The following is an 11,405-nucleotide window of genomic DNA, read 5'->3' as shown; positions in this document are numbered from 1 at the left end:
CTTACATGCGGAAGATGCCGAACTTGGCATCGGGAATAGGCGCATTCAAGGCCGCCGACAAACCGAGTCCAAGCACCATGCGGGTATCAGCCGGATCGATCACACCATCATCCCACAAGCGCGCCGAGGCGAAATATGGATGCCCCTGTTGTTCATACTGTTGCTTGATAGGTTGTTTGAATTCGGCCTCTTCTTCGGCGCTCCAACTAGCGCCCTTGCCTTCTATGCCATCACGCTTGATGGTAGCCAGCACGCTGGCCGCTTGTTCGCCGCCCATCACGCTGATACGCGCATTCGGCCACATCCACAAAAAGCGTGGCGAATAAGCGCGACCGCACATGCCGTAATTACCGGCACCGAAACTGCCGCCGATGATGACGGTAAACTTCGGCACATTCGCCGTTGCCACGGCCGTCACCATCTTGGCACCGTTGCGTGCGATGCCTTCATTTTCATACTTGCGACCGACCATGAAGCCGGTGATGTTTTGCAAAAATACCAGCGGTATCTTACGCTGACAACACAGCTCGATGAAATGCGCGCCCTTCAAAGCGGATTCAGAAAACAAGATACCGTTGTTGGCGATAATCCCCACCGGCATGCCGTGGATATGCGCAAAACCGCACACCAAGGTGGTGCCATAGCGAGCTTTGAATTCATCAAAATGACTGCCATCGACGATACGGGCGATCACCTCACGCACATCAAACGGTTTGCGGGTATCGAGCGGAATCACGCCATACAATTCGGCTGCCGGGAATTTCGGCTCTTCTATTTCGCGCAGTACCACGGTGGCGGGTTTTTGTCGGTTCAGATGCGACACGATGGTGCGCGCCAATGATAAAGCATGGGTATCATTTTGCGCCAAATGATCGACCACCCCGGAGAGGCGAGTATGCACATCGCCACCGCCAAGATCTTCGGCGCTGACGATTTCGCCGGTCGCCGCTTTCACTAAAGGCGGGCCGCCGAGGAAGATGGTGCCCTGGTTCTTGACGATGATCGATTCATCGCTCATGGCCGGTACATACGCGCCGCCGGCCGTGCAAGAACCCATCACCACGGCGATTTGCGGGATGCCCTTGGCCGACATATTGGCTTGATTGTAAAAGATGCGCCCGAAGTGATCACGATCGGGGAATACTTCATCTTGATTCGGTAAATTCGCGCCACCGCTGTCGACCAAATAAATACATGGCAAATTATTTTGTTCGGCAATTTCTTGCGCGCGCAAATGCTTCTTCACCGTCAGCGGATAGTACGTGCCGCCCTTGACGGTGGCATCATTACAGACGATCACGCATTCCTGACCAGCCACCCGACCAATGCCAGTGATCACACCGGCGCACGGCGCGGCATCGCGGCCGTCTTTTTCCTTGTACATATCGTACGCGGCCAACTGCGAAAATTCGAGAAACGGTGTGCCGGCGTCAAGCAGCGTTTGTACCCGTTCGCGCGGCAACAGCTTGCCACGCGCCAGATGCTTGTCACGTGCCGCCGCGCCGCCGCCTTCGGCGATGCGGCTGATTTTTTGTTTCAGATCATCGACCACGACTTGCATGGCTGCCGCATTGGCCTTGAATTCTTCCGAGCGCGGCATGAGTTTGGAATCGAGTGTTGTCATTAATTTTTCACTTATCAGGGAAACTGCCATCGACGTAAAACCATTTGCCGTCGTAGCAGGTGAAGCGACTGAGCTCATGCAAACGCTGCGCACGGCCGCCGATTTTGTAACGTGCCACAAATTCCACCGTGGCAGTATTGCCATCGACGCGATGCCGTTTGACTTCCAAACCCAGCCATTTGGTTGGCTCTTGATGGGTGATGCGCTCGCTCGGGCAAGTGCGTTCATCCCAGCTGGCACGCAGATAGGTTTCATCATTTTGCGTGTAGGCGGTGTACCTGGAACGCATCAATGCTTCGGCATTCGGCGCCTTGCGTGCGCCGCTGATATACGGAGCACAACAATCTGTTAATTTCTTTGTGGAGCCGCAGGGGCAGAGACCGGCTTGGCTCATTTCAAGTCTTGCTTTCCATTGTTTTGAGAGGGACCGTTTGTTTCTCCGCCACCGCCGCACCAGCCGCTTTCCAAGCACCGAAGCCACCGGCGATATGCGCAACATGTTCCAGCCCCATGTCTTGCAGGGTTTTAGTGGTCAAGGCGCTGCGCCAGCCGGCCGCGCAAAACAGAATGAATTGCTTGGGCTGGCCGAATACCGGTTTGAAATACGGTGAGGCCGGATCGACCCAAAATTCTATCATCCCGCGCGGTGCGTGAAACGCGCCGGGGATCACGCCTTCGCGTTCGAGTTCGCGGATATCGCGCACATCGATGAATTGCACGGTCGGATCACTCAAGCGGGCCTGGGCCTCGGCCACGCTGTAGGTTGTGATTTCGGCCATGGCTTCATCGACCAACTGCTGGTAACCTTTTTTCATCGTAGCTCCCTAATATTGAATTACGCCAGTGCGCGGCCGATCAAAATCTTCTGAATATCCGAGGTGCCTTCGTAAATCTGACAGACGCGCACATCGCGGTAGATACGCTCAACCGGAAAATCACTGACATAGCCGTAACCGCCATGCACCTGAATCGCATCGGAACAAACTTGTTCCGCCATTTCAGAAGCGAATAATTTCGCCATTGCCGCTTCTTTCAGGCACGGTAATCCGGCATCTTTCATGCTCGCCGCATGCCAGATCAACTGGCGTGCCGCTTCGATACGCGTGGCCATATCAGCCAAACGAAACTGTACCGCCTGATGCTCGAAAATCGCTTTGCCAAAACTACGGCGATCTTTGGCATACGCCAGCGCCGCTTCGAACGCAGCCCGCGCCATGCCGACCGCCTGCGCGGCGATGCCGATACGGCCCCCCTCAAGACCGGACAAGGCAATCTTGTAACCCATGCCCTCGGTGCCGATCAAATTTTGCGCTGGGATGCGACAGTTTTCAAACAGTATCTGGGCCGTATCCGACGAGTGCTGACCCATCTTCTGTTCCAAGCTGGCAACGATATAACCGGGCGTGGCGGTCGGCACCCAGAATGCGCTGATGCCTTTTTTACCAGCCGCCTTATCGGTCACCGCCAACACGATCGCGACATCGGCATGCTTGCCGCTGGTGATGAATTGTTTGACACCGTTGAGCACATACTCATCGCCTTCCCGCCGCGCCGTGGTGCGCAAATCAGAGGCATCGCTGCCGGCATGCGGCTCGGTCAAACAAAATGCGCCGAGCATGCTGCCCTGTGCCAGCGGCACCAGCCACTGCTGCTTCTGTGCTTCGTCGGCATACATCATCGCAATGCTGCAGACCGGACAATTATTCACCGACACCACGGTCGAGGTGCCGCCATCGCCGGCGGCAATTTCTTCCAACACCAGCGCCAGCGACAGGTAATCCATGCCGGCCCCGCCATACTGCTCCGGCACCGCCACGCCATACACGCCCATGCGCGCCAGCTCGGCTAATTCGGCGGCGGGGAAATGGTGCTCCTTATCCCAGCGCGCCGCATTCGGCAGCAAGCGCTGCTGGGCGAAGGCGCGAATGCTGTCGCGTATCATTTGCTGTTCCGGGGTCAATACCATGTCGCTGCTTTCTCTCTGGAGGAAATTTTTTTATCTACTCAGCACAACTCAATCGCCAGCGCCGTCGCTTCCCCGCCGCCGATACACAGGGATGCAATCCCGCGTTGCTTCTGCTGCTTTTTCAAGGCACCGATGAGGGTAATGATGATGCGCGCACCGGAAGCGCCGATAGGATGACCAAGCGCGCAAGCGCCGCCATGGACGTTGACCTTGTCATGCGTGATGCCGAGCTCTTTCATGGCTGCCATCGGTACGGCAGCAAAGGCTTCATTGATCTCGAACAGATCGACATCGGCTGTGCTCCAGCCGATTTTTTGATACAGTTTTTCAATCGCGCCTATCGGTGCGGTAGTAAACCAAGCTGGTTCCTGTGCATGCGAAGCATGGCCGACGATTTGCGCGATCGCCGTCAGACCGAGTTCCTTGGCCTTGGAAGCGCGCATCAGCACCAGTGCGGCGGCACCGTCATTGATCGAAGAAGACGAGGCAGCGGTGATGGTGCCGTCTTTTTTGAAGGCCGCTTTGAGGCTTGGTATTTTATCGAGGCGCGCCTTGAGCGGGCCTTCATCTTTATCGATCACGACGGCACCGGCGCGGGTTTGCACCGTCACTGGCGCGATTTCCCAGGCAAATGAGCCGTCAGCGGTAGCCGCTTGGGCGCGCTGCACCGAAGTGATGGCGAAGGCATCTTGGTCTGCGCGCGAGAAGCCGTATTTGCTCGAACAATCTTCGGCAAACGTGCCCATGGAACGGCCGCCACCTTTTTCATCGCGCGAATACGCATCTTCCAAACCATCGAGCATCATGTGATCGAGAATCTGGCCATGACCGATGCGATAACCGGCACGCGCTTTCGGAATCAGGTACGGCGCATTGGTCATCGATTCCATGCCGCCGGCGATCATGACGGCATTGCTGCCGGCAGTAATCGAATCAAACGCCATCATGGTTGCCTTCATCGCCGAACCACACATTTTCGATAAGGTCACGGCACCGACCGACATCGGCAAACCGGCAGCGATCAGCGCCTGACGCGCGGGTGCCTGGCCTTGACCGGCCATGAGGCAGTTACCGAACAAGACTTCTTCTATCAATTCCGGCGCCACGCCGGCGCGCGCGACGGCCGCCCGGATCGCCACAGCACCAAGCTGGCTGGCCGTGAGGGAAGAAAAATCACCTTGAAAAGCCCCCATAGGGGTACGGGCAGCACCAACGATTACGATAGGATCAGTCATTATGAATTTCCTTGGAGTGGGTTGATTAAACAGCGCTTGGGTTCAGCGGCGCAGCCGCCGCGGCGAGATGCTGGCTGAAGCGAATTTCCTGCGGATACGGAAATACATCGTCGACTTTGCCATCGACGATACGTTGTTTGCGGCCTTGCCAATAGCTGGCGGTCAGCAGATCGGCATGGTGGCGCATGAAAAATTGCCGCACATTCAGGTTACCCAACAAGAAGGTACCGAACTGTTCGGGAAAGACATCATTTTTGGCAATCGGATACCAAGGCTCGGCCGCCATCTCATCTTCTTCATTGCGCGGCAAGGGAATGGTCCGGAACTGACAATCGGTGATGTATTCGATTTCGTCGTAATCGTAAAACACCACACGGCCATGGCGCGTAACGCCGAAATTTTTGTACAACATGTCGCCCGGAAAAATATTCGCGCCGACTAAATCTTTAATCGCATTGCCATATTCTAGTACGCCATGCTCCATCGCCGCCAAGTCACCGCGCTGCTCGGCTTCGGTCAGATAAATATTGAGCGGTGTCATGCGCCGTTCGATATACAAATGCTTGATCACCACTTCATCTTCATTCACTTCCAGCATACTCGGCGCATAGCGTTCAATTTCGGCCAGCAAGGCCTCAGAAAAACGCGCGCGTGGAAAAGCGACGTCGGAATATTCCAAGGTATCGGCCATACGGCCGACGCGATCGTGATTTTTCACCAGCAAATATTTTTCTTTGATCAGCGCCTTGGTGGTTTCTTTCGGCGGCGGAAAACTATCTTTGATCAGTTTGAACACATACGGAAACGAGGGCAAGGCAAACACCAGCATGACCAAGCCGCGGATGCCAGGTGCGGCTTCGATACAGTCGGACGAGTATTTCAGGTGATGCAGAAAATCGCGGTAAAACAAATTCTTACCATGCTTTTGCAAACCGATCATGGTGTAAATTTCACTGCGTGGTTTCTTCGGCAAAATACTGCGAATAAATTGCACATAGGCAGACGGCACTTCCATATCCACCATGAAGTAAGCGCGCGTAAATGAAAACAACACCGTAATCTGCATGGTGTCGAACAAGACCGTATCGAGTACCAGCAAACCCTTATGTTTATGCATGACGGGAATGACGAACGGATGTTCGCTGTTGCCATTGATGCCCTTGCCGATGATGTAGGCTGATTTGTTCCGGTAAAACAAGCTGGCCAAGACTTGAATCTGGTGATTCGGTTCGCGCTTGTCATCGCCGAATTTCGCCCGCAGCCGTTGTTCAACCAAGGCCACATCGCGTTCAAGATTTTCAAACTCGGCGTCGAGTTGAAAATTGGTAACGATGCGTTTGATGGTGAAATTGAGACCGTCGGTGGCCGGATAATAGACGCGATAAGTCGGCGGTGTATCTTCGCGTTCCAGGTACTCGGTGGAAGTAGCCGGCCGCACGAAAATGAAATCATTGTGAAAATAATTCCGATGCAGCAACTTGGTACAGACGGTATTGAAAAAGGTTTCAGCCAATTCCGGACGCAGGTGGTCAGTCAGCAAGCCCATGTAATGCAGCTTGACTTCGCGCCAGACTTCATCACTCAAATCGCTTTCGGCATACTCGTCTTCCAGCGCCAGCACGCATTCGCGCACCCGCGTGTCATAGTATTGTATGCGTTCGCGTGCCGCCAATTGCGCCGCCTTCCAATCGCCCTCTTCAAAATACCGTTTGGCACTCTGGCTGCTGACGCGAAACAAATGGTAATGGCGGTCGAAGCCATCGAGTATCATGCGCGCGATATCGAAGGCAATCTGAGAAGACAGTAACTTGGGGAAGGAAGTATGGGGCATGGGCAGCGTTCAAGGCAGGTTGAAGTCGGATTTCCAAGCTGCCAGTTTAGCCACATCTACCCCGATACCGCCACAAATAATGATCAATGGCCGAGTAAATGCTGCCAACACCGGTAATTGTTGGTACACCACCGCCAAAGCGGCACCGCAAGCCGGTTCAACCAGAGTGCGCATCTCATCGGCGAACGCCAAACAAGCTGCCACCGCCGCCGCATCGCTGACGGTGACGCTGTGGATCACATGCTCAAGCGTCAGATCATAGGCGTGTTGCGCCACACGGCGCGCGCCCAAGCTGCTGGCGATGGAAGTGATGGCTGGCAGCGTAACCACTGCGCCGGCTGCCACGGCCGCCTGCAAAGAGGCTGCCCCCGCCGTTTCGACGGCAATCACCGGCACCGCCGCCAAGCCATTGCGCTGCAAACCCTGCACTACACCGCTGAGCAAACCACCACCACCGACCGAGCAAATCACGACATCGAAATCGAAGCCATCCGCCAGCTCATCGATGACGCTGGCATTGCCATCCCAAATATCGGCATGGTCAAACGGTGGAATGTAGACACTGCCGGGCGCGGCGCACAGCGCTTTCGCCGCTTCATTGGTTTCATCCCAGACCTGGCCGCTGACGATCACCGTCGCGCCGATGGCACGGATAGCTGCGCGCACGCTTTCGTGCGTGGTAACCGGCACGAGGATGGTGGTCGGGATCGCCAAGGCCACCCCGGCCACGGCCGCGGCAAAGCCGGCATTCCCACCCGATGGGCAAACGAAATGAGTGGCACCGCGCGCCGCCGCGCGACTACACATGAGGCCGATGCCGCGCAGTTTGAACGAGCCGGATGGCTGCGTATTTTCCATCTTCAACCAAACGGATTTTCCTGTGGCAGCAGACAGTGCGCGGTGCTCGAGCAGTGGTGTGGCGATGTGCAGAGTTGTCATGCTAGTGCGTGATGATTTAATTTAAAGTAAAGGCAAGGACGCGCCGCCATTTCAGCAGGTTTCGGCGTAGAGTTCGCGACCGATCAGCATGCGCCGAATTTCGCTGGTACCGGCACCGATTTCATAGAGCTTGGCATCGCGCCATAAGCGACCGACCGGGTAGTCATTGATATAGCCGTTACCACCCAGAGTTTGGATCGCTTCGCCGGCCATCCAGGTGGCTTTCTCGGCCGAATACAGAATCGCTCCGGCGGCATCCTTGCGCAAGGCGCGCACTGCCGCCGGGTTGGTGGCGCGGTCACAAGCTTGACCGACGGCGTAGACATAGGCCTTACACGCCATCATGGTCGAATACATATCGGCCAATTTACCCTGCATGAGTTGGAATTCGCCGATAGGCTGACCGAACTGTTTGCGCTCATGTACATACGGCACCACCGCATCCATGCAAGCTTGCATGATGCCGAGCGGGCCGCCAGACAAGACCGTGCGCTCAAAATCGAGGCCTGACATCAGCACATTGACGCCTTTGCCCAAACCACCGAGCACATTTTCGGCCGGGATTTCGCAATCGACAAACACCAATTCACCGGTATGCGAACCGCGCATGCCAAGCTTGTCGAGTTTTTGCGCAACCGAAAAACCTTTGAAATTTTTCTCTACCAAGAAGGCCGTCATGCCGCGTGCGCCGGCTGCCAAATCATTTTTTGCGTAGACCACCAGCACATCGGCATCGGGACCATTAGTGATCCACATCTTGCTACCGTTGAGTACCCAGCGATCGCCTTTCCAATCGGCGCGCAATTTCATACTGACCACATCGGAACCGGCATTCGGCTCCGACATCGCCAAGGCACCGATGTATTCGCCGGAAACCAGTTTCGGCAAATACTTGGCTTTTTGTTCTTCGGTACCGTTACGCTTGATTTGATTGACGCACAAATTCGAATGGGCACCGTAAGACAGACCGACCGAAGCCGAGGCGCGCGAAATTTCTTCCATCGCAATGATGTGCGCCAGGTAACCCATGTTGGCACCACCATACTCTTCACCGACGGTAATACCGAGGACGCCGAGATCGCCCATTTTGCGCCATAAATCCATAGGAAACTGATCATTCCTATCGATTTCGGCGGCGCGTGGAGCAATTTCAAGCGCAGCGAATTGCTGGATTGCTTCACGTAAAGCAGCGATATCGTCGCCATGATCAAAGCTTAAACCGGGTAAGTGCAGCATGTCATCCTCACTGATGGTGGAAATGGTAATTTTTTTTAACGACACCTCTCGTCGCGGAGGCTGAAAATTAAAATGATACGACTAATTGACGTTTACGTAAACGTAAAGTTAATCTTCAAACCCCTTGCGCCAGCAATTGCCGCGTTTCTTCTTCATGCGCGCCGATTTCCGCCAACATCACTTCAATATCTTCACGCTGTTGTTCCAATGCCGCACGATGACGTGCCAACACGCTTAAAAAACTTTGCAGTTGTACTTCGGTATCCTTGGGCGAGCGGTACATGTCGACCAAACTCTTGATATCCGACAAACTGAGGCCCAAGCGCTTGCCGCGCAAGGTCAATTTCAAATGGGTGCGCTCACGCCCGGTGTACACACGGCTGCGCCCGCTCGGGCCTTCGCGAGTCGGGTTGAGCAAACCCTGATCTTCGTAAAAACGGATCGCGCGCGGCGTGATATCAAATTCACGGGCTAATTCGGTAATGGTATAAGTGGCCATAGTCTTGGAAACGCAAACGGATTACAATCTCGAATTGACGTTAACGTCAATTAAATAAAAAAGCATTGTAGGCTATTCTGGCGGCTGCGACCGCGTTGCTGGCGCAAAAAAATAAGAGACGACGATAAGAGACAATATGAATGAACTAGAACAACAATTGCACTATCCGTTTGGCGAAACCTTGCCCGAAGCCGGGAAAACCATGGAAGTCGCACCCGGCGTGTTATGGGTCAGAATGGGCTTACCGTTTGCCTTGAACCACATCAATCTGTGGCTGCTCGAAGATGAAATCGATACCGAACACGGCCGCGTACATGGCTGGACCGTGATCGATTGCGGCATTTCCAACGATGCCACCCGCGACGCTTGGGAAGTCTTGTTCGGCAACATCGACAACCACCTGCGCGGCTTGCCTATCGTGCGCGTGATCGCCACGCACTGCCATCCTGACCATGTCGGCCTGGCCGATTTTCTCTGTAGTCGCTGGAAAGTGCAGTTATGGATGACCGCCGGCGAGTACGCGTTTGCGCGCATGATGTCAGCCAGCTTGCCGGGGGCCGATGGCAGTGCGATGTTCCCGCATTTTCGCCGCCATGGCTTGGTCGATCCGGCCCAACAAGAACGCATGCAGGAACGCAAATCCTACTACACCCGGCTGGTACCGACCGTCCCGGCGGCCTATCGTCGTATGCAAGAAGGCAGTGATGTGTTAATCCACGGACGCCACTGGGAAGTGATCTGCGGTTACGGCCACTCGCCCGAACATGCTTCGCTGTACAACGCCGAATTGAATTGCCTGATTTCCGGTGACATGCTGTTGCCGCGCATTTCCACCAATGTATCGGTGTTTGCCATCGAACCGGAAGCCGATCCGGTACGCCTGTACCTCGAGTCGCTGGAAAAATATCAGCGCTTGCCGGCCGACACCTTGGTACTGCCATCGCATGGCAAACCGTTTCGCGGCATGCACACGCGTATCACGCAATTACAAGAGCACCATGCGGCCCGCCTCGAAGAAGTCCGGCTCGCCTGCGCCGTACCACAATCGGCGGCCGACATCGTGCCGCTGATGTTTACCCGCGCGCTCGACGCCCACCAGCTCAGCTTCGCGCTCGGCGAAGCCTTGGCACATTTACACAAACTGTGGTTCGACGGCGTGCTGCAGCGTCATCTCGGCGCGGATGGCGTATTTCGCTTCGTCAGTCTTCAGCCGAATTGAACGCTGCGCATACCGAGCGTACCGAGCTGAAACTGCTGAAACACCGTGCTCGCCGCCTCGCTGGCAGCGGCGGCACCAAGCACGACCAGCAAAGGTAAAAAATGCTCAGGTGTCGGCACGGCCAGCGCTGCCCCGTTCAGGTGCTGATACTCGCACAGTGCCGCATCATCGCGCTTCGTCAGGGCGGCCGCGACCGCCGCATCAAAGTCCGCCGCCCACGCGCGGCTGGCGTGCGCGGCATCGGGCGTGCCGAAATCGAGCGCGCGCAGATTATGGACAATGTTTCCACTACCCAAGATCAACACCCCCTGTTCACGCAAAGCGGCCAGCTCGCGGCCAAATTGGTAATGCGCCGCGCCATCGAGACCATCGACCAAAGACACTTGCCACACCGGTATATCGGCGGCCGGGTACATATGCCGCAGCACCGTCCAAGCCCCATGATCGAGCCCCCAATCGCTGCGTAACTCGGCTGGGTAACTGCGGATCAAGTCGGCGGCGGTCTGCGCCAAGGCCGGTGCACCGGGCGCCGGATAGCTGAGCGCATACAAGGCCGGCGGAAAGCCGCCGAAATCGTGTATCGTGCGCGACGCAGGCTGTGCGCCGAACGCAATCGCCGCGCTCGTCATCCAATGCGCCGACACCACCAGAATCGCCCGCGGGCGCGGCAAACTCTGGCCCCAACTATGTAAAAAGCGCGTGTAATCATTGTCGTCGAGCGCATTCATGGGGCTACCATGACCGACAAAAATAGCTGGCATACGCATCGCGGCGGGGGGAAGTGCTGACATGGCGTGATCCTGAGAGTTTTTTGCAATGACTCAACTTTAACGCATTGCGGCTCTGCTCGTCATTT

At 55.8% G+C, this 11,405-nt stretch carries 11 protein-coding genes; 1 reads left to right on the top strand and 10 read right to left on the bottom strand.

All coding sequences use genetic code 11. The features are described 5' to 3' along the window. Nucleotide 1: 1 nt before the first annotated feature. The 9 genes from QN359_RS06815 to QN359_RS06775 form a co-directional block, all read right to left on the bottom strand. Complete coding sequence (locus QN359_RS06815) at nt 2–1,624, bottom strand: carboxyl transferase domain-containing protein (protein WP_322250365.1); 1,623 nt, start codon at nt 1,622–1,624, stop codon at nt 2–4. A 7-nt stretch (nt 1,625–1,631) separates the two neighbouring features. Continuing rightward, the gene (locus QN359_RS06810; protein ID WP_323493562.1) at nt 1,632–2,018 is read right to left on the bottom strand and encodes a YchJ family protein; all 387 of its coding nucleotides are present in this window, start codon (nt 2,016–2,018) and stop codon (nt 1,632–1,634) included. 1 nt (nt 2,019) lies between these two features. Next, nucleotides 2,020–2,439, bottom strand: coding sequence for a rhodanese-like domain-containing protein (locus tag QN359_RS06805; protein WP_322250363.1), 420 nt, complete (start codon nt 2,437–2,439; stop codon nt 2,020–2,022). Between the two features lie 20 nt (nt 2,440–2,459). Next, entirely contained in the window at nt 2,460–3,590 is a 1,131-nt protein-coding gene (locus QN359_RS06800) for an acyl-CoA dehydrogenase family protein (RefSeq protein ID WP_322250362.1), read from the bottom strand. Nucleotides 3,591–3,628: 38 nt separating this feature from the next. Next, nucleotides 3,629–4,825: an acetyl-CoA C-acyltransferase gene (locus QN359_RS06795; RefSeq protein WP_322250361.1), complete on the bottom strand. Its 1,197-nt coding sequence runs from the start codon at nt 4,823–4,825 to the stop codon at nt 3,629–3,631. Between the two features lie 25 nt (nt 4,826–4,850). Continuing rightward, nucleotides 4,851–6,656, bottom strand: coding sequence for a bifunctional isocitrate dehydrogenase kinase/phosphatase (gene aceK, locus QN359_RS06790; protein WP_322250360.1), 1,806 nt, complete (start codon nt 6,654–6,656; stop codon nt 4,851–4,853). Between the two features lie 9 nt (nt 6,657–6,665). Beyond that, on the bottom strand, nt 6,666–7,595 hold the full coding sequence (locus tag QN359_RS06785; RefSeq protein ID WP_322250359.1) for a pyridoxal-phosphate dependent enzyme: 930 nt from the start codon (nt 7,593–7,595) through the stop codon (nt 6,666–6,668). A 51-nt stretch (nt 7,596–7,646) separates the two neighbouring features. Continuing rightward, nucleotides 7,647–8,831, bottom strand: coding sequence for an isovaleryl-CoA dehydrogenase (locus QN359_RS06780; protein ID WP_322250358.1), 1,185 nt, complete (start codon nt 8,829–8,831; stop codon nt 7,647–7,649). Nucleotides 8,832–8,946: 115 nt separating this feature from the next. Then, nucleotides 8,947–9,330, bottom strand: a complete 384-nt coding sequence (locus QN359_RS06775; protein ID WP_322250357.1) for a MerR family DNA-binding transcriptional regulator — start codon at nt 9,328–9,330, stop codon at nt 8,947–8,949. Nucleotides 9,331–9,466: 136 nt separating this feature from the next. Between QN359_RS06775 and QN359_RS06770 the strand changes: the two genes are divergently transcribed. Next, nucleotides 9,467–10,549, top strand: coding sequence for an MBL fold metallo-hydrolase (locus QN359_RS06770; RefSeq protein ID WP_322250356.1), 1,083 nt, complete (start codon nt 9,467–9,469; stop codon nt 10,547–10,549). On the opposite strand, the gene ygiD is transcribed toward QN359_RS06770, so the two are convergent. After that, nucleotides 10,537–11,340 (bottom strand): 4,5-DOPA dioxygenase extradiol, encoded by an 804-nt coding sequence (gene ygiD / locus QN359_RS06765; RefSeq protein ID WP_322250355.1) that lies wholly within the window; start codon nt 11,338–11,340, stop codon nt 10,537–10,539. The two genes, QN359_RS06770 and ygiD, sit on opposite strands and share 13 nt — an antisense overlap. Nucleotides 11,341–11,405 lie beyond the last annotated feature (65 nt).

The sequence above is a fragment of the Undibacterium sp. 5I2 genome, from assembly GCF_035019605.1.
In the GTDB taxonomy this organism is placed as follows: domain Bacteria; phylum Pseudomonadota; class Gammaproteobacteria; order Burkholderiales; family Burkholderiaceae_D; genus Undibacterium.
This window is presented reverse-complemented; position numbering and strand designations above follow the sequence as displayed.